Genomic DNA, 19,253 nt, shown 5'->3' with positions numbered 1-19,253 from the left:
ATGGCTGTTATGGCGAAGACCGGTACGACGACCCAGGGGCTGCGCGAGGCGATCGAGCGTAGTGGCTATTACCCGGCCCTCGTGGCCGAGGCTGTGGAAGCCTCGGTGGGCGGGGAGCCCGTGGCCTCCTACCTCGTGCACCAGGAGACGACGTTCGATTCGAACGAGGTCCGTCGCCATGTCACGGTCCTCGTGCTGACCCGCACGCGCTTCCTGGTCAGTCACACCGACGAGCAGGCGGCCGACGGCACCTCGCCCTCGCCCTATGCCACCACCTCCACCGAGTCCGTGAAGCTGGAGCGCATCTCCTCGGTCGTGCTCTCCCGTGTCGTGGCCAACCCCGAGTCGTACACCCCCGGCACCCTGCCCCGCGAGGTCGTCCTGACCATCGGCTGGGGCGCCGTCTCCCGTCTCGACATGGAGCCCGCGACCTGCGGTGATCCCAACTGCGAGGCGGATCACGGCTATACGGGCTCCTCCACGGCCGACGACCTCTCGCTCCGCGTCAGCGAGGCGGGCGACGGACCCGACACCGTCCGTCAGACTCTCGCCTTCGCGCAGGCCCTCTCCGAGGCCACCGCGGGCACCACCCGTGTCGGGCCCCCGCAGTGACCCGAGAGGGTCTCCCGCACCCGCACCCGCACCCGCACCGCACGGCTCCGCGCCCGCCCACGGCTCCGCTCCCGGACCCCGGCAGACACCCCCACACCGCGTCGAACGGCGCTGTTCCGTATGCCGCCGCGTACGACGACGCCCCGCTCGACCCGCGCACGGCACCCGTCCCCCGCTACGGCACCGGCTCCCTTGCCGACCTGCTGCCCTCCATCGCCGCGGGCCTCGGTGTCCCCGGCATGACGGCGGCCATCCCCGTCCGGCCCGCCGACCGGGCCTGTGTCTTCCTGGTGGACGGCATGGGCTGGGAGGCGATCAAGGCCCACCCGGACGAGGCGCCGTTCCTCACCTCGCTGCTGCCGACTTCGGGCGCGGGCACGGGCGAGCCGATCACCTCGGGCTTCCCCTCCACCACGGCCACCTCACTCGCCTCCGTCGGCACGGGCCGAGTGCCGGGCGAGCACGGGCTGCCCGGATACACCGCGCTGGACCCGGCCACCGGCCGCCTGATGAACCAGCTGCGCTGGCAGCCGTGGACCGACCCGCACGTGTGGCAGCCGTACCCCACCGTCTTCCAGCACGCGGACGCGGCGGGCGTGGCCACCTGCCAGGTGACGGCCCCGCACTTCGAACACACCCCGCTCACCAAGATCGCCCTGTCCGGCGGCACGTTCCTGGGCCGCCCGTCCGCCGAGGACCGCATGGACCTGGCGGCCGAACGCCTGTCCGCCGGGGACCGCTCGCTCGTCTACACCTACTTCGCCGAGCTGGACGGCAACGGTCACCGCTACGGCATGGACTCGGACGCCTGGCGCGGTCAGCTGATGTACGTGGACCGGCTCGCGCAGCGGCTGGCCGAGCAGCTGCCGCCCCGCTCCGCGCTCTACATCACCGCGGATCACGGCATGGTCGACATTCCCGAGCGGCCCGAGGCCCGGATCGACTTCGACGAGGACTGGGAGCTGAGTGCGGGCGTCGCCCAGCTCGGCGGCGAGGGCCGGATGCGGCACGTCTACGCCGTACCGGGTGCCGCCGGCGATGTGCACGCCGTCTGGCGCGAGGTCCTGGCCGACCAGGCCTGGGTGGCCACCCGCGAAGAGGCCCTCGCGCTGGGTTGGTTCGGGCCGGGCGTCGAGCCCCGGGTGCGCGGCAGGCTCGGTGACGTCATCGCGGCGATGCGCGACGATGTCGCCGTGGTGGCCACCCGCCGTGAGCCCAAGGAGTCCCAGCTGATCGGGATGCACGGCTCGGCGACTGCCGCCGAACAGCTCGTTCCGCTTCTGGAGGTCCGCACCTGAAGGCCCGCTTGAGGCCCCGTCCGCCGGGGAAGGCCCACCTGCTGGGAGGCCCCGACGGCCGCTGCCCGACGGCGGGCTCCGACGGCCGTCCCCCACCGTGGCCGCAGAGCCCCGTACCGCCCGCGTCCCCACACGCCCGCACGTCAGAAAGGCCGAACACGCCATGCCAGAGCTGGTGTTCTTCTCCGGAACGATGGACTGCGGAAAGAGCACGCTCGCGCTACAGATCGAGCACAACCGCTCGGCCCGCGGCCTCCAGGGCATGATCTTCACCCGCGACGACCGGGCGGGCCAAGGCCGGCTCTCCTCCCGGCTCGGGCTGGTCGCCGAGGCCGTCGAGGTGGCCGAGGACCTCAACTTCCAGGCCCACCTGGTCCGTCACCTCACCGCGGGCGGACGCACCGACTACGTGATCGTGGACGAGGCCCAGTTCCTCTCGCCCGACCAGGTCGAACAGCTGGCCAGGGTCGTCGACGAACTGGGCATCGACGTCTTCGCGTTCGGCATCGCCACCGACTTCCGCACCCGCCTCTTCCCCGGCTCCCAGCGGCTGATGGAGCTGGCGGACCGCATGGAGACCCTCCAGGTCGAGGCGCTTTGCTGGTGCGGGTCCCGCGCCACGCACAACGCGCGTACGGTCGGTGGCCGCATGGTCGTCGAGGGCGCGCAGGTCGTCGTCGGCGATGTGGGGGAGCCCAGCGGCGAGGTGGGGTACGAGGTGCTGTGCAGGCGCCATCACCGGCGGCGGCTGACCGCGGCCTCGGCGGGCGCCGGCGCGCTGTCTCCCGACGTGCTGCCGGTCGACATGCCCCAGCCGCCCGCCGCGCCTCCCGCATCCGGACGCGGGACGGTCCGGCATCAGGCTACGGGGCTCAGCGATCCGCTTCGGCCGGCCGGATCACACTGAAGTGCGCACCCTCCAGGTCCGCGACGGTCGCCACCCTTCCGTAGGGTGAGTCGGAAGGCTCGCGCACCACGTGCCCGCCCAGCTCGGTGGCGCGCCGCGCCGCGGCATCGGGGTCGTCCACCGCGAAGTAGGTGCGCCAGTGCGGCCCCCGGTCACGGGGCAGCGATTCACCGACCCCCAAGATCCCCGCCACGGGTACCCCCTCCGCGTAGAGGGTCAGATAGTCGAAGCCCGGCCCCTCCACGGCGTGTGCCTCGTAGCCGAACACCGACTGGTAGAACTTCACCACCGTCGTCGTCTCTTTGGTGACCAGTTCGAACCAGACCGGGGCGCCCGACGTTCCCACCGGAGCGGTGCCCAGGCCCGGGTAGTGGGCGTCCTGCCACACTCCGAAGACCGCACCGTGCGGGTCGGAGGCGATCGCCATACGCCCCGCCGTCTCCGCGTCCAGAGGCCCTACAGCCACCGTCCCGCCGTACTCGCGAAGCCGGGCGGCCGTCTCGTCGGCGTCGTCGGTGGCCATGTACGGCAGCCAGGCGACGGGGAGTTGCCTGCCGCCCGCCTTCCTGCCCAGCCCGGCGACCTCGTGGCCGTGTGCGACAGCGCGCACATACGGGCCCAACTGCTGGGGGCCGGCGCGGAACTCCCAGCCGAACAACTCCCCGTAGAACTCCTTGCCGGCGTCCAGCCCATGCGCCATGAGGCTCGCCCAGGCGGGCGAGCCGGGTGTGTGACGTAGCCGAGTCGCTTGCTCGGTCATCTGCTTCGCTCCTTGAGACCATCATCGATGCGGTCGTGCGGTGGAAGTGCCCCGGCGTCCTTGCCGCGGCTCCGTGACTTCTCGCCAGTGCGCATGCTTGCACCACCTGTCGTGCGGCGCTCCCCGGCCGCGCCGCTTTCTCTCCGCTTCGGACCCGAGGATCCCCGATCCGTGTGCTGTCGTTCCGCGAGCCGCCATGGGGCGTGCGGTCCCGGGTCCCGGGGATGACGCGGCTGCGCGAAGATGGCGCCATGACTCCCATCATCTCCGTACCCGAACTCGCGGGCGACATCACGGCGGGCTCCGCCCCCGTCCTGCTCGACGTGCGTTACAAGCCAGGTGATCCGCCCGGACTGCCCGCCTATCGCAAGGGCCATCTGCCGGGCGCCGTTTACATCGACCTGGAGAGCGAACTGGCGGGCCCTCCGCAGCCCGGTACGGGCCGCCACCCGCTGCCGCCGGTCGAGGTGTTCGGCGCGGCCATGCGCCGCGCCGGAGTCTCGGCCGACCGCCCCGTGGTCGTCTACGACGGCGGGGGCATGGGCGGCGGCTGGGCCGCCGCGCGCTGCTGGTGGATGCTGCGCTGGGCCGGGCATCCGGACGTACGGGTCCTGGACGGCGGTCTGGAGGCGTGGCAGGCCGCGACAGCCCCGGGCCAGGAGGCGCGGGGGAGCGAGGGCGGCGCGCTGCCGCTCAGCACCGATATCCCCGAGCCCGCCGAGGGCGACTTCCGCCCCTCGCCCGGCGGGCTGCCGATGCTGGACGCCGATGAGGCGGCCTCCCTGGCCCGGCGCGGACTGCTGATGGACGCCCGCGCCGCCGAGCGCTACCGGGGCGAGGTGGAGCCGCTCGACCCGGTGGCCGGGCACATCCCGGGCGCCGTCTCGGCCCCGACGACGGAGAACGTCACGGACGCCGGGACCTTTCGCTCCCGGGAGGCGCTCGCCGGCCGCTTCGAGGCGCTGGGAGCAGGGCCCGAGACGGAAGTCGGGGTCTACTGCGGCTCCGGCGTCTCCGCGGCGCACGAGGTGCTGGCGCTGGCCATCGCCGGTATCGACGCCGCGCTCTACGTCGGGTCCTGGAGCGAGTGGACGGCCGACGGCTCCCGCCCGGTGGCCACCGGAGCCGAGCGCGGCTGAGCGGACAGCCCCCGGCAGCCCACGGGGCGCGTACGGCCACGCCGGACCGTTCCTTCTGGCGGAACGGTCCGGCGCCGGTCGTGTGGTGACGCCCTTAGTCCTTCTTCCGGCGGGTGCCGAAGACGATCTCGTCCCAGCTCGGCACCGCAGCGCGCCGCCCCGGGCGGACGCCGTCCGCCTCCGCCTGGCGGTCGGTGTTGCCCTTGAGCCGGTCGCGGTGCGCGCCGACCGAGCGGGGCATGAGCACATCGGCGTACGCGGAACCCGCGCTGGCTGCCGGGGCCGGCGGCTCGATGGCCTCCTGCTCCTCCTCCGGCTCGCCGCTCGCCGACTCGGCCTCCTCCTGCTCCACGGGGGCCGCGGCGGTCTCCGCCTCGGCGGCCGGGGCAGGCTGCGGCTTCGGGTCGGGGACGACCATGTCGCCGCGGAAGCTCGGCACGGCCTCCAGCAGGCTGGTGAGGGAATCCGGCTCGCCGCTGCCGTCGCCGCGCATCCGGTCGTCCTCGTCGCCGGGAGCGGGCGAAAGTCCCGCGGGCTCCAGCTCGGGCCGCCCGGTGCGTTCGCGCTCGCCCCGGTCGCGCGGCAGCCGCGCGATACGGGGGACGAACGGGAAGCTGGGCTCCGGAGTGTCGTCGGTCTCGCCGATCAGCGCCCTGGCCTCGTCGTCCACCGCCTGCACCAGACGGCGTGGCGGGTCGTAGGTCCAGGTCGCCGAGTGCGGCTGGGCGGCGACGCGGTAGGCGAGCAGCACCTCCCAGGTGCCGTCGTCCCGGCGCCACGAGTCCCAGTGCACCGACTCCTTGTCGGCGCCGCGCAGCAGCAGCCGCTCGCTGACGGCTTCACCGAGCTGCGGCCCGGCGTTCTCACCGGGGCGGCGCACCGGCGTCTTGCGGGCGCGCTCGGCCATGAAGGCGCGCTCGGCGAGCACGGGGCCCTCGAAGCGGCGTACGCGGTCGACCGGGATGCCCGCGAGAGAGGCGACCTCCTCGGCGGAGGCACCGGACCTTATACGCGCCTGGATGTCGCGAGGCCGCAGGTGGCTTTCCACTTCGATCTCGATCTGGCCCAGCCGCGCGCGGTCGTTCCGGACAGCGGCGCGGAGACGCTCGTCGATCGGAAGCGTGTATTCCGTGCTGTCGGCAGCTTTGAGCACCAGTCGTGTGCCGTCGTTGCTGACGGCCACGACACGCAGTTCGGGCATGGGGACCTCCCGGGTGGTGCCTGCCGACGTCACGTGCGTCGCTGCTCCCGCTAGACGAGTGTGGCCTGCCCGGGTGCAGCCTGCCACAACCTTGCCGACTTCCTCGGGGATCCGAGCAGTGTTCATCACTGCCGAGAACCGCCGTTATGGCACGGTTACCTCCTCACAACGCACCGTGACCAGGGTGGTCACCGTGAGCAGCCTGCGCCGGGTCAGAACCGAGACCAGGGCTCGTCACACTACTCCATTAGTGCCACCCGGGTGGACAGCCGCGCTGCCGAAGTTGCTCCGGAGTAAGGGAGTTGACGCCCCAAGGGTCCATTTCGCCTGGTTATGGGGGTGGTAATCCTCACAGAACCACCCGAAGCGGAACCTTCGCCTTCACTGAAAAGTCTCTTATTCGTGCACAGTGGTGGGAGTGTGCGATCAAGGGCGGTAGATGGATAAGAAGGACATACCCGAGCACCAAGATCACAACGAGGAAGGGAACAAGAAGCGCAAGAGTCTTGACCTGAGCGTGGCTCAGGTGTTGGGAAGCGCCGTCGCCGCGGTCGTCGCCGCTTTCGCGGCCGGCCAGCTCGGTGTGTACGGCACCTTCCTGGGTGCGGGTGTGGTCAGCCTCGTCGCCACCAGCGGGGGGCCGATCTTCCAGCACTTCTTCAGCAGGACCGGCGAGCAGCTCAAGGAAGTCACCGTCCCGCCGAAGGCGCGGCAGGTCTCCGTCCAGGATCCGGCCGGCGGCTGGAAGGACGAAGGCGGGCTGGACGCTTCCCAGGCCCTCCGGGGAGCACAGGCGAACGAGCACACCGCTCATCCCACCGGGGGCACCCCGGTCGGGACCAACGGGAGCGGCCAGGCGGCCCAGCACACCAGCACCCGGGCCACCCGGCTGATCCCCACCGCCGGCCCTGAGTCCGTCCCCACGGGCACCCCGGCAGACATCCCGACGAGCCAGCGCTCTTTGGACCAGGTGCAGATGCTCGACACCTCCATGGTCACGAGGATGCTGCCCGGCGCGCAGGGCCCTCGGCCCGGCGTACGGGAGGCGGAGCAGGACGAAGCCACCCGCGTGCTGGGCACCGTCGAGCGGGCCGAGGCCCCGGCGGGGCCAAAGGCGGTGGAGCCGCCCGGGCACGGGGAGTTCACGCAGGGCACCACACACGGCACCCGCTGGCGTGGCTGGCGGCGCACGCTGCTGCCCGCGCTGGTCGTCTTCGTGCTCTCGGTCGGCGGCGTAACGGTGTACGAGCTGGTCTCCGGGCACAACGTCTCCGGCGGCAAGGGCACATCGATCAGTGATGTGTTCCCCGGCCATGGCTCCTCGGGGAACACGGGCCCGGACACGACGCCCACCACGCCCGACCCGGGACAGTCCGAGGACGGCGACGGCGGTTCGAGCGACGGGCAGAAGGGCTCAGGCAGCCCCTCCGCCGACCCGAGCCAATCCGGCAGCGGCGACAGGACGGGCGAGCCCGGCTCCGGTGACAAGGGCGCCGAGACGACGCCCACCCCGGATCCCGGCAGCACCCGGCACCCCGGTACGACCGAGGGCGGCGGCGAGACCGACAGCAGCTCGGACCCGGACGGATCCGACAGCCGGCAGGACGACGGCGACAGCACCGACCCCGGCAAGAGCGCCGGGGCCGGCAGCGACCGGCTCCCGCAGCGCCAGCAGGGGGCGACCCCGCAGGACTGACCACGCGGGCCGTACGCGGCGAGGGGCCGGACACCCACCACAGGCGGTGTCCGGCCCCTCGCCGCGTACGCGCGCGGTCGGCTGGGAGGTCCGGCGCCCTGCTCAGTCGCCCAGTACCCGCCGCAGGTAGGCGTTGCCGAAGACCCGGTCCGGGTCGAGCCGGTCGCGCAGCGCCGTGAACTCGTCGAAGCGCGGGTACACCCCGGACAGGTACTCCGCGTCCCGGCTGTGCAGCTTTCCCCAGTGCGGGCGGCCCGCGTGCGCTGTCATGATCCGCTCCACCGCGCTGAAGTAGTCCTCGTGGGGCGTGCCCCGGTACATGTGCACCGCCACATACGCCGTCTCGCGCCCGCTCGCCGTGGACAGCGGGATGTCGTCGGCGGGCGCCGTGCGCACCTCAACCGGGAAGCTCACCCGCAGGCGCGACCGCTCCACCATTGCCTTCAGCTCCCGCAGCGCCTCCACCAGGGCCGTGCGGGGGACGGCGTACTCCATCTCCACGAAGCGCACCCGACGGGGACTGGTGAAGACCCGGTAGGGGATGTCGGTGTACGTACGGGCCGACAGGGCGCGGCTGGACACGCGGGTGACACCGGGCACCGTCGCGGGCACGGCCTTGCCCAGGGAGCAGGCGGCCTGGAAGACGCCGTTGGACAGCAACTCGTCGTCGACCCAGCCGCGTACGCGGGGCAGTGGGCGGGCCGGGCCTGCGCTGCGGTTGTTGCGCTTGGTGTTGCAGCCGTCGGTGTGCGGGAACCAGTAGAACTCGAAATGCTCGTTCTCGGTCACCAGTTGATCGAACTCGCTGGTGACCCGGTCGAAGGGCATCGGCTCCTCGCGCGCGGTGAGCAGGAACTCGGGCTCGACGCCGAAGGTGAGCTCCGTGATGACGCCCAGCGCGCCCAGACCCAGCCGGGCGGCGGCGAACACCGCCCGCTCCTCCTCGGTCCCCTCCGCCGAGCACCGCTGGACGGAGCCGTCGGCCAGCACCAGCTCCAGGCCCTTGACCTGGGCCGCTATGGAGGCGGACTCGCGGCCCGTGCCATGGGTGCCGGTGCTGACCGCCCCGGAGACGGTCTGCTCCATGATGTCGCCCATGTTCGTCAGCGACAGGCCCCGCGCGGCCAGTGCGGCGTTCAAGACCTTCATCGGAGTGCCGGCCGCGACGGTGACCGAGCCCGCCGCACGGTCGACCGAGCGGACCCCCGTCAGGCGGTCGGGGCGTATGAGCACCCCGTCCGTGACGGCCGCCGCCGTGAACGAGTGGCCCGTGCCCGCCGCCTTGACCTTCAGCCCGTCCGCGGCTGCGCGGCGCACCACCTCGGCGAGGCCCTCCGTGGTCGAGGGGGAGACCGTACGGGCCGGGGAGGCCGTCACATTGCCCGCCCAGTTACGCCACGTTGCTGCCCGGCTGCTCGTCGGCTGCACGCCCATCCTCGACCGTCCCCTCTCGCCGCGGCACCGGCCGAGGGCTCAGCCGGCGGTAGCCGAGGAACGCCACCAGGGCCGCCAGCGCCCCCGCCGCAGCGGGCACACCGTAGGCACGGCCCGCGCCGAGAGAGTCGACCGCCCAGCCGGCGGCCGACGACCCCAGCGCCACCCCGACCGCCAGCCCCGTGCTGGTCCATGTCATGCCCTCGGTCAGCTTCGCGCGCGGGACGAGCTGTTCGACGAGGGCCATCGTGGTGACCATCGTCGGGGCAATGGTCATGCCCGCGATGAAGAGCGCCACGGCCGGGGACGGCAGGTTCCCCACCAGTTGGAGAGGGATCATACTCACGGCCATCGCGCAGACACCCACCAGCCATCTGCGCGCGGGCGGTCCGGCCGGGCGCAGCAGTCCGAAGACGGCGCCCGCCAGCACCGAGCCCAGCGCATAGACCGCGAGCGTCACGCTGGCCAGCGCCTTGTGGCCCCGCTCCTCGGCGAAGGCCACGGTCGCCACGTCGACCGAGCCGAAGATCGCGCCGGTGAACGCGAACGCCGCCACCAGGACCTGGAGACCGGGGGTGCGCAGCGCCGAGCCGCCACTGTGCTGCTCACGCGGGTGCGGCACGGGCTCGGTCGCGCGCTGGGCGCTCAGCCACAGGACGCCCACGAGCAGGAATCCGGCCGCCAGCAGAGGGCCTGCCTCGGGGAACCACGCGGTGGACAGCCCGATGGCCAGGATCGGCCCGAACACGAAGCAGGACTCGTCGACGACCGACTCGAAGGCGAAGGCAGAGTGGAGCAGCCGAGGCTCCTCGCGGTAGAGGTGCGCCCAGCGTGCCCTGACCATCGACCCGACGCTCGGCATGCTGCCCGCGCCCGCCGCGAACAGGAACAGCAGCGGATCGGGCGCACCGCCCCGCGCCGCCGCCACCAGCCCGCCCACCGCGGTCACCGTGATCAGCGCGGTGGGGCGTATCACCCGCCGCTGCCCGTGGCGGTCCACGAGTCGCGATATCTGCGGGCTGAAGACCGCCGAGGACAGCGCGACGGTGGCCGAGAGCGCGCCCGCCAGCCCGTAGCGCCCCGTGAGCTGGGAGACCATCGTGACGACGCTGATGCCCATCATGGACAGCGGCAGACGGCCGAGGAATCCGGCGGACGAGAAGGTTCTGCTTCCGGGTGCGGCGAAGATCGCGCGGTAAGGACTGGCCAACGGGAACTCTTGCCGATCGGGGGCCGGGGGCCGGGGGCCGGGGGCCGGTGAAGGACGGGGAGGCACCAGTAAGAACACGGAGGCACCAGCGAGGAACGGTGTGGCCTCTACAGCTTATGGGCGGGAGGGCGTCCGTTTTCACGGCACACCGGATGGCAGGATCGACGTATGTCCGACGCACTCCCCCCCGATCGCTCCGGCCCCGCGCCGGACTCCGTCCAGACGCCCTACGACGCGCTCCTGCTGCTGTCCTTCGGCGGTCCAGAAGGGCCGGACGACGTCGTTCCGTTCCTGGAGAACGTGACCAGGGGGAGGGGAATCCCGCGAGAACGCCTGGAAGAGGTGGGGCAGCACTACTACCTCTTCGGCGGGGTCAGTCCGATCAACGCGCAGAACCGCGCGCTGCTGGACGCCCTCCGTAAGGACTTCGCCGGGCACGGCCTCGGCCTGCCGGTCTACTGGGGCAACCGCAACTGGGCGCCCTATCTCACTGACACCCTGCGCGAGATGACCCGCGACGGCCGCCGCCGCGTCCTCGTGCTGGCCACCAGCGCCTACGCCTCCTATTCCGGCTGCCGGCAGTACCGCGAGAACCTGGCCGAGTCGCTGGCCACGCTGGAGGCCGAGGGGCTGCGCCCGCCTCGCGTGGACAAGCTGCGGCACTACTTCAACCATCCGGGCTTCGTCGAGCCCATGACCGAGGGCGTACTCGCCTCGCTGGCCGACCTCCCCCAAGAGGCCCGCGCGGGCGCCCACCTGGCCTTCACCACCCATTCCATCCCCGTGGCCGCGGCCGACACCTCGGGCCCCGTCGAGGCGCACGGCAACGGCGGAGCCTATGTCGCCCAGCATCTGGACGTGGCCGCGCTGATCGCCGAGGCGGTACGCGAGCGCACCGGCACGGCCCACCCCTGGAGCCTCGTCTACCAGTCGCGCAGCGGCCCGCCCCAGGTGCCGTGGCTGGAGCCCGACATCTGCGACCACCTGGAGGACCTGCACAAGCAGGGCGCGCCGGGCGCCGTGATGGTGCCCATCGGCTTCGTCTCCGACCACATGGAAGTCCTCTACGACCTGGACACCGAGGCGACCGCCAAGGCATCCGAGCTGGGCCTGCCGGTGCGCCGCTCGCCGACCGTCGGCTCCGATCCGCGCTTCGCCGCCGCCGTGCGGGACCTGGTGCTGGAGCGGGCCGCCGCCGAGCGGGCCGAGCACCCCGCCCGTTGTGCCCTGGGCGCCCTGGGACCCAGCCACGACGTGTGTCCCGTCGGCTGCTGCCCCGCGCGGGCACCGAAGCCGGCTGCGGCCGGCGCCGACCACCCCCACCAGTGAGGACCGAGGAGCAGCGCACGTGAAGCAGACCCAGGGCGCGTCCCCAAGCGCCGACGACAGCCTGAAGGCCGAGCTGCTCGCCCTCGCTCAGGAGGCCGCGGCCCGCGCGGGCACCCTCCTGCGCGACGGGCGCCCCGCCGATCTGGGGGTCGCCGCGACCAAGACCAGCCCGATCGACGTGGTCACCGAGATGGACCTCGCCTCGGAGAAGCTGATCACCGGTTTCCTGACCGACCACCGCCCCGACGACGGCTTCCTCGGTGAGGAGGGCGCCTCCAGCGAGGGCAGCTCGGGCGTCCGCTGGGTGATCGATCCGGTGGACGGCACCGTCAACTACCTCTACGACCGCCCCGACTGGGCCGTCTCGATCGCCGCCGAGTATCTGGGCGAGCGCGTCGTGGGCGTCGTGGCGGCGCCGGCGCGCGGGGAGACCTGGCACGCGGTCCTCGGACAGGGCGCGTACCGGGACGGGCGGCGCCTGGCGTGCCGGCCCTCGCCGCCGCTGGACCAGGCGCTGATCGGCACGGGCTTCGGATATGTCACCGAGCGCCGGGTGGCCCAGGCGGCCGTGGCCCGGGAACTGCTGCCGCGGGTACGGGACATCCGCCGTACGGGCTCCGCGGCGATCGACCTGTGCGATGTGGCCTGCGGCCGGCTCGACGGGTTCTACGAGCGGGGGCTCCACCCCTGGGACCTGGCGGCCGGTGACGTGATCGCCCGGGAGGCGGGCGCGCTCACGGGCGGCCGGCCCGGGCTGCCCGCCGACTGGGACCTGACCGTCGCGGCCTCACCGGGGGTCTTCGAGACGCTCCAGCCGCTGCTGGAGAGCCTGGGAGCCTGGCGCGACTGAACCAGGCGCCGCCGGGTGCGCCCGGGCGGGAGAGCCGCGCACAGCGCGTCGGCGAAAGAGCCCGTGAAGGTCGGCGGAAGAGACCCCGGGCCGGGCGGAAAGGGTCCGCAGAGTCCGCACACACGGGAGGCGGCCCCGGAAGCACTGCTTCCGGGGCCGCCTCCCGTGTGTGCGGGGCTGCTGAAGTGTCAGACGCAGCCGGAGGTGGCGCCGACCTCGACGCCGTGCTCGGCGGCGATGCGCCGCAGGTCTTCCAGCTCGGCTTGTTCGACATCCACGAGGAAGTCGTCGCCCGACTCACGTGCGTGGTTCAGGTCGGACTCGGTGCTCCGTATGCGCTGCAGGATGCCGGCGGTGAACGCGTCCATGGTGCCCCCTCGTCGTGGGTCGATGGCACGGGGGTGTGCCGAGGGTTGGTGGTACATGCGGATCACGGCGTGGTCCCTGGAACTGCGTCGGCGGCTCGTTGTGGCACGCTGCGCACAGGGCGTGATCGCGGGTGGTGTCCTCGTCCTCCCCAACGCGATCCTCAGAGAAACCTCAACCCCTTTGAAAAATCCGTGACTCCCCGCCCTCCGGGCCCCTCACCTCGCCTCTTACGGCCGATTTATCAATGTTCGGGGCAGGATGGAGTCCACGGAGGAGTGCGGAGCTGTCACGCAGGACACATCTGTCGTCACCCAGCACACACGATCCCCACACCCATTGCCCACGAGGGAAGGAACAGCGCCGTGCGCGTACTCGTCGTCGAGGACGAGCAGTTGCTCGCCGATGCCGTGGCGACCGGTCTCCGCCGGGAGGCCATGGCCGTCGATGTGGTCTACGACGGTGCGGCAGCCCAGGAGCGCATCGACATCAACGACTACGACGTCGTCGTGCTCGACCGCGACCTGCCCGTCGTCCACGGCGACGACGTCTGCCGCCGCATCGTGGAGCTGGGTCTGCCCACCCGGGTGCTGATGCTCACCGCCTCCGGCGATGTGAGCGACCGGGTGGAGGGCCTGGAGCTGGGTGCTGACGACTACCTGCCCAAGCCCTTCGCCTTCTCCGAGCTGACCGCCAGGGTCCGCGCCCTGGGCCGCCGCACCACCACGGCGCTGCCGCCCGTCCTTGAGCGCTCCGGCATCCGGCTGGACCCCAACCGCCGCGAAGTCTCCAGGGACGGCAAGGACATCCAGCTCGCTCCCAAGGAGTTCGCGGTGCTGGAGGTCCTCATGCGTGGCGAGGGCACCGTCGTCTCGGCGGAGCAGCTGCTGGAGAAGGCGTGGGACGAGAACACCGACCCGTTCACCAATGTCGTGCGTGTCACGGTGATGACGCTGCGCCGCAAGCTGGGTGAGCCCGCGGTGATCGTCACGGTGCCCGGCGCCGGATACCGGATCTGACCGGCGATGGCCTCCTCCACTTCCCCCACGGGCACGGGCACAGGTGCGGGCAACGGACAGCCGCAGCCCGCGCCGCCCAAACCCAGCTGGGATCCCCGCGAGACGCCGCGCTCCTATCCCTGGCTGCGCCCGACCATCCGGATACGGCTCACGCTGCTGTACGGCGGCATGTTCCTGATCGCGGGCATGGTGCTGCTGACGATCATCTATCTGCTCGCCGCGCAGGCGCTGGACGAGAGCAGCCAGCTGCCCTTCCGCATCCTGAACGGCAACGCGCAGCCGACATCCGACCGCTGCCCCGGGCTGACCGGGACGCTGCCCAGCGAGGTCTTCATGCAGCGTCTGTCGGCCTGTGCCGACGCGCAGCGCCGGATGGCGCTGGACGGGCTCTTGCGCCGCTCGCTGCTGGCGCTGCTCGGCCTGGCCGTCGCCGCCTTCGCCTTCGGCTATGTGATGGCGGGCCGCGTCCTGTCGCCCCTCGGCCGCATCACCCGTACGGCGCGCCAGGTCGCCGGCTCCGACCTGCACAAGCGGATCGAGCTGGAGGGGCCGGACGACGAGCTGAAGGAGCTGTCCGACACCTTCGACGACATGCTCGACCGGCTGGACCGGGCCTTCACGGCGCAGCAGCGCTTCGTGGCCAACGCCTCGCACGAGCTGCGCACCCCGCTGGCGATCAACCGCACCCTGTTGGAGGTCCAGCTCGCCGACCCGCAGGCGTCCCCCGAGCTCCAGCAGCTGGGCAAGACGCTGCTGGCCACCAACGAGCGCAGCGAGCAGCTGGTGGAGGGCCTGCTGCTGCTCGCCAGGAGCGAGAACGAGCTGGTGGACCGCAAGCCGATCGACCTGGCGGAGGTCGCCTCGCAGGCGGTCGAGCAGACGCGGGGCGAGGCGGAGAACAAGGGCGTCGAGATGCGGGGAGTACGCCAGCCCACGTACGCGCAGGGCAACGGGGTCCTGCTGGAGCGCGTCGCTCTGAACCTGGTGCAGAATGCCGTGCGCTACAACCTGCGGGAGGGGGGATGGGTCTCGGTCAGTACGGAGGCCCAGCCGGGCCAGGCTGTTCTGGTCGTCGAGAACACCGGGCCCGTCGTACCCGCGTATGAGGTGGACAACCTCTTCGAGCCCTTCCGGCGTCTTCGCACAGAGCGGACGGGCAGCGACAAGGGGGTCGGGCTCGGGTTGTCGATCGTGCGGTCCGTGGCGCGTGCGCACGGGGGCACGGTGTCCGCGCAGCCCCGTGAGAACGGCGGCCTGGTGATGCGGGTCGCGCTGCCGGTATGAGTGCGGCGCACCCCGCTTACGGGGTCACCTTCGGAGGCCGCCGCTGTCAGGCGCCGGTGACGACGGTGCGTGACGGGGCGGGCGAGTGGCGAAGTTGGCGGAAAAGAGTTCAGGCGAGACCGGGGGGTGACAGGAAGTGCGCAATGGTGGCTAGGAGTAGCCGCGATGAGGTTCGTAATGCGCAGAATTACGGACACTCGGGACACTTCGGGTACCGTTGTGATCGATCACACACACGAATTTTCCATAGTGTGCACAGCGCGCCCAGTAGGCGGGAAGAAATCCCGGAAAATCCAGGTTTCCGCAGGTGGAGATCGTGGGCAGTACCCGGGATGGCGTGTGCGCAGCGCGACCGGGGACCGTTTATGGTCCTCCTCGGCAGCCGACGTGATCACCTCTTCAGGGGTGCAGTTGGGTGTCGATTGAGTAACAGACCTTGATGTGAGGCAAAATCTCCGCCTCGGGCCGGGCACAAGTCCGGCCTCTCACGCGTTACGTGCGCTGGAGACACCACAGACACCCAGAGGGGGAGAGCGACATGGCAACGGATTACGACACCCCACGCAAGACCGATGACGATGTCAACGAGGACAGCCTTGAAGAGCTCAAGGCCAGGAGGAACGACAAGTCCGCGTCGAATGTCGACGTGGACGAGTTCGAGCAGGCCGAAGGGCTTGAGCTGCCCGGCGCGGACCTCTCCAACGAGGAGCTGTCCGTCCGTGTGCTGCCACGGCAGGCGGACGAGTTCACGTGCATGAGCTGCTTCCTCGTGCACCACCGCTCCCAGCTCGCTGCGGAGAAGAACGGTCAGCCGATCTGCCGCGACTGCGCGGCCTGAGCGGCTCGCGGTCCGTGGCGGTCCACGACGCACGTGACGACGAGCGAGGCAGACGTGACCGGTCGGCCTCGCTCGTGCCGTACGCCGAGGACGGCGCGGCGCCGGAGAAGCACTCGTCCCAGGACGTGCGGCGCTTCCGGCTTCGCAGACGGCGGGCCCGCGCGTTCCTCGGCGTCGTCGCCGAGCGCATCATCGAGACCGCGCCGCGCGTGCCGGTGCGGGATCTGGACACCCTTCGCACACAGTTTCCCGGCCTCGGCACCGAAGAGCTGGCCGACAAGCTGGTGACGGGGGCCACCAGGAGCGCTGCCACCGTGGGGGCCGGTGTCGGCGCGGCGGCGATGCTGCCGGTGCCGCCCGCGATGCCCGCCGAGCTGGCGGCGGAGGTCGTCGGAGTCGCCGCGGTCGAGCTGAAGCTGATAGCCGAGCTGCACGAGATCTACGGCCGCAGACCGCCCGGCACGGTGCGGGAGCGCGGCACGGCCTATCTGGGCGCCTGGACCTCCGAGCGGGGCATCGACATTTCCAGGCCCACCTCGCTGAACGCCGCGATGGGCGGGCAGTTCCGCCGACAGCTGCGGCAGCAGATCATGAAGCGCACGCTGCGCAACCTTCCCAACCTCACCCCGTTCCTGATCGGCGCGGCTGTCGGCGCGTTCATGAACAGCAGGGACACCGCCAAGCTGGCAGCCCGCATCCGCGCGGACCTGCGCCACGGCCAGGACTGAGGTCTCTCCCTGGGCTCCGGACTTCTGGGCTCCCAGGTTTCCCGCCGTTACGCCGCCGGCTCCTCATGCGCCGAGCGCACCGCCGCCGCCAGCCGTTCCGGATGCCGGGTGGAGAGGTAGACGTACGGGGTCGGATCCTGCGGATCGGTCACCTCGATACGGACGGCGGTCGTGATGTAGCTGCGCAGCATCATGTGCGCACGCGCGTCCGCCTTGTACGTACGCCAGGCGCGGGCCTCCTCCGCGTCCAGCTCCGCCACCTCACCCAGTGCCGACAGCGGGATGCGCGCGTCGCCCGCCACCAGCGAGTCCGCCACGACCCGGACCCGTACGCTCCCGTAGGTGCTGACGCATACGCAGGCCAGCGCGGCACCCGCCACCAGGGCGCACAGCATCGGCAACAGCCCGAAGGGCAACAGCATCAGCGCGCAGCCCACACCGATACCGGCGGCGATCAGCCACCAGGAGCGGGGCGCGGTCAGACGTTCGTCGTAGGACTGAGCCGGAGGAACCATGGCTCCAAGCTTGGCACGCGCGCCAGGGGGCACCGTACGGCGGTAAGGTCTGCACCCGTGAGCGCTGCCAATTCTCCCGGCTCCCCCCAGATCCCCGGGCCCCCGAAGACACCCACGACGCCGCCGGCCGACGCGGTCGCGCCGGTGCGGCATCCGCAGGCCCCGGCTCCGGGTGAGCTGCTCGGCGCCCACTACGACCTGTGCTTCGGCTGCGGCCACGGCCAGCCGCACGGCCTCCACCTCCAGGCACGTGCCGGGGAAGGCGTGAGCATCACGGCGGAGTTCACCGTCGAGACCGCCCACCAGGGAGCACCGGGGCTCGCCCACGGCGGGGTGCTGACCAGCGCCCTCGAAGAGACGCTGGGCTCCTTGAACTGGCTGATGCAGGTCATCGCCGTGACCGGCCGTCTGGAGACCGACTTCCTGCGGCCCGTGCCCGTGGACACGGTGCTGCACCTGGACGCGCGGACCACGGCCGTGCACGACCGCAAGTTCTACTCCACGGCCGTCGGCCGGATAGGCGGGCCCGACGGGCCCGTAGCCGTGCGCGCAGACGCCGTCTTCGTAGAGGTGACGGCCGAGCACTTCATCGAGAACGGCCGCCAGGACGGGATCCGGGCGGCCATGGACGACCCCGACCAGGTCAGGCGCACCCGCGCCGTTGAGGTGAACCCGTGAGTGATGATGCAGGTACGGCCGCCGGGCCGCAGGCGACAGCCCCCGGAGGCGGGCCCGTTGAGGTGCTGCTGAGGCGCGTCGACCCCGAGGTACCGGTGCCCTCCTACGCGCATCCCGGGGACGCGGGCTGCGATCTGGTGACCACCGAGAGCGCCGTGCTGGCACCGGGGGAGCGCACCGTCCTTCCGACCGGTGTCTCGCTCGCCCTCCCGGAGGGCTACGCGGCCTTCGTGCACCCCCGGTCGGGCCTCGCAGCGCGTTGCGGCGTCTGTCTGGTGAATGCGCCGGGAACGGTGGATGCCGGGTACCGTGGAGAGATCAAGGTGATCGTGGCCAATCTGGATCCGCGCGAGAGTGTGCGGTTCGACCGGTTCGACCGGATCGCCCAACTCGTTGTCCAGCAGGTGGAGAAGGTGCGCTTCCGCGAGGTGGACGAGCTGCCCGGCTCGGTGCGGGCCACAGGGGGATTCGGCTCCACGGGCGGCCACGCCGGGTCACGGGACACCCAGCAGACAGCCACACAGCAGAAGGATTACGTTGCGGTCGGTGCCGATCGAGCTTCCGACCTGAGAGGACAGTGACGTGTTCGGACGTCGTCGCAAGAAGAGCGAAAAGCCTGAGACGGGCGCCTCGGACGAGTTCGAGACGGAACAGGACGGCCAGGACGAGCCGCAGGACGACGCTGCCGCGGGCCCGGCCAAGAGCACGGACGCCCGGGTCAAGCTGCCGCCGGCCCCCCGTCCCGACGGCCCCTGGGACATCTCCGAGGTCAGCGACCCCAGCTCCGGCAGGGTCGACCTGGGTGGCGTCTTCGTCCCCGGTGTCGAGGGCATGGAGCTGCGGGTCGAGGTCGCCGGAGACGCCATCGTCGCGGCCACCGTCGTGCTCCAGGACAGCGCCATCCAGCTCCAGGCGTTCGCCGCGCCCAAGCGCGAGGGCATCTGGGACGAGGTGCGCGAGGAGATCGCCTCCGGCATCACCCAGCAGGGCGGGGTCATCGACGAGGTCGAGGGCCCGCTGGGCTGGGAGCTGCGGGCCCAGGTGCCGGTGCAGCTGCCGGACGGCACGGGCGGCGTGCAGGTCGTACGGTTCGTCGGTGTCGATGGCGTGCGCTGGTTCCTGCGGGGCGTGATCTCCGGCCAGGGCGCGGTGCAGCCGGAGGCCGCCGGGCTGTTGGAGCAGATCTTCCGGGACGCGGTCGTGGTGCGCGGTGACGCGCCGATGGCGCCCCGCGACCCGATCGTCCTCAAGCTTCCCGAGGACGCGCAGATGGTGCCTGACGGTGTCCAGCAGGAGACCGTCGAGGAGGGCTCCCGGTTCGCCGGCGGCCTGGACAAGCTCCAGCGCGGTCCGGAGATCAGCGAGGTCCGCTGACCGTCTCCCGCGCGT

General features: G+C 71.7%; 19 protein-coding genes and 1 pseudogene. 14 read left to right on the top strand and 6 right to left on the bottom strand.

Annotated features, from left to right (window positions below; all coding sequences use genetic code 11):
- The first annotated feature begins 9 nt into the window (after positions 1-9).
- The 3 genes from OHB04_RS11285 (at position 10) to OHB04_RS11275 (ending at position 2,817) form a co-directional block, all read left to right on the top strand.
- The gene (locus tag OHB04_RS11285; protein ID WP_326687542.1) at positions 10-612 is read left to right on the top strand and encodes a DUF5998 family protein; all 603 of its coding nucleotides are present in this window, start codon (positions 10-12) and stop codon (positions 610-612) included.
- The gene (locus OHB04_RS11280) at positions 609-1,910 is read left to right on the top strand and encodes an alkaline phosphatase family protein (protein ID WP_326807400.1); all 1,302 of its coding nucleotides are present in this window, start codon (positions 609-611) and stop codon (positions 1,908-1,910) included. Before OHB04_RS11285 ends, OHB04_RS11280 begins: the two co-directional genes overlap by 4 nt.
- A 163-nt stretch (positions 1,911-2,073) precedes the next feature.
- Positions 2,074-2,817 carry a thymidine kinase gene (locus OHB04_RS11275; protein WP_326807399.1) on the top strand — a complete coding sequence of 248 codons (744 nt, stop codon included), beginning with the start codon at positions 2,074-2,076 and terminating at the stop codon, positions 2,815-2,817.
- Here OHB04_RS11275 and OHB04_RS11270 read toward each other — a convergent pair.
- Complete coding sequence (locus tag OHB04_RS11270) at positions 2,783-3,577, bottom strand: VOC family protein (protein ID WP_326687539.1); 795 nt, start codon at positions 3,575-3,577, stop codon at positions 2,783-2,785. The two genes, OHB04_RS11275 and OHB04_RS11270, sit on opposite strands and share 35 nt — an antisense overlap.
- 251 nt (positions 3,578-3,828) lie before the next feature.
- Between OHB04_RS11270 and OHB04_RS11265 the strand changes: the two genes are divergently transcribed.
- On the top strand, positions 3,829-4,716 hold the full coding sequence (locus OHB04_RS11265; protein WP_326687538.1) for a sulfurtransferase: 888 nt from the start codon (positions 3,829-3,831) through the stop codon (positions 4,714-4,716).
- A gap of 94 nt (positions 4,717-4,810) precedes the next feature.
- Here OHB04_RS11265 and sepH read toward each other — a convergent pair whose 3' ends face one another.
- Complete coding sequence (sepH, locus tag OHB04_RS11260; protein WP_326807398.1) at positions 4,811-5,917, bottom strand: septation protein SepH; 1,107 nt, start codon at positions 5,915-5,917, stop codon at positions 4,811-4,813.
- Between the two features lie 439 nt (positions 5,918-6,356).
- On the opposite strand from sepH, the gene OHB04_RS11255 reads away from it, so the two are divergent.
- Complete coding sequence (locus tag OHB04_RS11255) at positions 6,357-7,613, top strand: hypothetical protein (protein WP_326807397.1); 1,257 nt, start codon at positions 6,357-6,359, stop codon at positions 7,611-7,613.
- Positions 7,614-7,715: 102 nt separating this feature from the next.
- On the opposite strand, the gene OHB04_RS11250 is transcribed toward OHB04_RS11255, so the two are convergent.
- Complete coding sequence (locus OHB04_RS11250) at positions 7,716-9,047, bottom strand: D-arabinono-1,4-lactone oxidase (RefSeq protein ID WP_326807396.1); 1,332 nt, start codon at positions 9,045-9,047, stop codon at positions 7,716-7,718.
- The gene (locus OHB04_RS11245) at positions 9,004-10,257 is read right to left on the bottom strand and encodes an MFS transporter (RefSeq protein WP_326807395.1); all 1,254 of its coding nucleotides are present in this window, start codon (positions 10,255-10,257) and stop codon (positions 9,004-9,006) included. Before OHB04_RS11245 ends, OHB04_RS11250 begins: the two co-directional genes overlap by 44 nt.
- Positions 10,258-10,425: 168 nt before the next feature.
- Here OHB04_RS11245 and OHB04_RS11240 point away from each other — a divergent pair, with 168 nt between their 5' ends.
- The gene (locus tag OHB04_RS11240) at positions 10,426-11,586 is read left to right on the top strand and encodes a ferrochelatase (protein ID WP_326687533.1); all 1,161 of its coding nucleotides are present in this window, start codon (positions 10,426-10,428) and stop codon (positions 11,584-11,586) included.
- A 19-nt stretch (positions 11,587-11,605) separates the two neighbouring features.
- Positions 11,606-12,436 carry an inositol monophosphatase family protein gene (locus OHB04_RS11235; protein ID WP_326687532.1) on the top strand — a complete coding sequence of 277 codons (831 nt, stop codon included), beginning with the start codon at positions 11,606-11,608 and terminating at the stop codon, positions 12,434-12,436.
- A gap of 188 nt (positions 12,437-12,624) precedes the next feature.
- Here the strand turns inward: OHB04_RS11235 and OHB04_RS11230 are convergent, their stop codons facing one another.
- Positions 12,625-12,804 carry a hypothetical protein gene (locus OHB04_RS11230; RefSeq protein ID WP_326687531.1) on the bottom strand — a complete coding sequence of 60 codons (180 nt, stop codon included), beginning with the start codon at positions 12,802-12,804 and terminating at the stop codon, positions 12,625-12,627.
- Positions 12,805-13,167: 363 nt separating this feature from the next.
- Between OHB04_RS11230 and OHB04_RS11225 the strand changes: the two genes are divergently transcribed.
- The 4 genes and pseudogenes from OHB04_RS11225 to OHB04_RS11210 all read left to right on the top strand — a co-directional run.
- A complete protein-coding gene (locus OHB04_RS11225) occupies positions 13,168-13,821 on the top strand; it encodes a response regulator transcription factor (RefSeq protein WP_326687530.1) in 654 nt (217 codons plus the stop codon).
- A 6-nt stretch (positions 13,822-13,827) separates the two neighbouring features.
- A complete protein-coding gene (locus OHB04_RS11220; protein ID WP_326687529.1) occupies positions 13,828-15,105 on the top strand; it encodes a sensor histidine kinase in 1,278 nt (425 codons plus the stop codon).
- 538 nt (positions 15,106-15,643) lie between these two features.
- Entirely contained in the window at positions 15,644-15,943 is a 300-nt protein-coding gene (locus OHB04_RS11215) for a DUF4193 domain-containing protein (RefSeq protein WP_016910133.1), read from the top strand.
- A pseudogene (locus OHB04_RS11210) lies at positions 15,856-16,665 on the top strand (hypothetical protein); the annotation flags it as partial. The gene OHB04_RS11215 and the pseudogene OHB04_RS11210, both read left to right, overlap by 88 nt.
- A 53-nt stretch (positions 16,666-16,718) precedes the next feature.
- Here OHB04_RS11210 and OHB04_RS11205 read toward each other — a convergent pair.
- Positions 16,719-17,186 carry a DUF3093 domain-containing protein gene (locus OHB04_RS11205; protein ID WP_326687527.1) on the bottom strand — a complete coding sequence of 156 codons (468 nt, stop codon included), beginning with the start codon at positions 17,184-17,186 and terminating at the stop codon, positions 16,719-16,721.
- A gap of 57 nt (positions 17,187-17,243) precedes the next feature.
- On the opposite strand from OHB04_RS11205, the gene OHB04_RS11200 reads away from it, so the two are divergent.
- The 3 genes from OHB04_RS11200 to OHB04_RS11190 are packed head-to-tail and all read left to right on the top strand — an operon-like array spanning position 17,244 to position 19,238.
- The gene (locus OHB04_RS11200; RefSeq protein ID WP_442814813.1) at positions 17,244-17,864 is read left to right on the top strand and encodes a PaaI family thioesterase; all 621 of its coding nucleotides are present in this window, start codon (positions 17,244-17,246) and stop codon (positions 17,862-17,864) included.
- The gene (gene dut / locus OHB04_RS11195) at positions 17,861-18,445 is read left to right on the top strand and encodes a dUTP diphosphatase (RefSeq protein ID WP_326687526.1); all 585 of its coding nucleotides are present in this window, start codon (positions 17,861-17,863) and stop codon (positions 18,443-18,445) included. Before OHB04_RS11200 ends, dut begins: the two co-directional genes overlap by 4 nt.
- A 1-nt stretch (position 18,446) precedes the next feature.
- Positions 18,447-19,238: a DUF3710 domain-containing protein gene (locus tag OHB04_RS11190; protein ID WP_326687525.1), complete on the top strand. Its 792-nt coding sequence runs from the start codon at positions 18,447-18,449 to the stop codon at positions 19,236-19,238.
- The last annotated feature ends 15 nt before the right edge of the window (positions 19,239-19,253 follow it).

The sequence above is a fragment of the Streptomyces sp. NBC_01775 genome (assembly GCF_035917675.1).
Taxonomy (GTDB): Bacteria; Actinomycetota; Actinomycetes; order Streptomycetales; family Streptomycetaceae; genus Streptomyces.
Note: the sequence above shows the minus strand (reverse complement) of the source record. Positions and strands in the feature narration are given on the sequence as shown.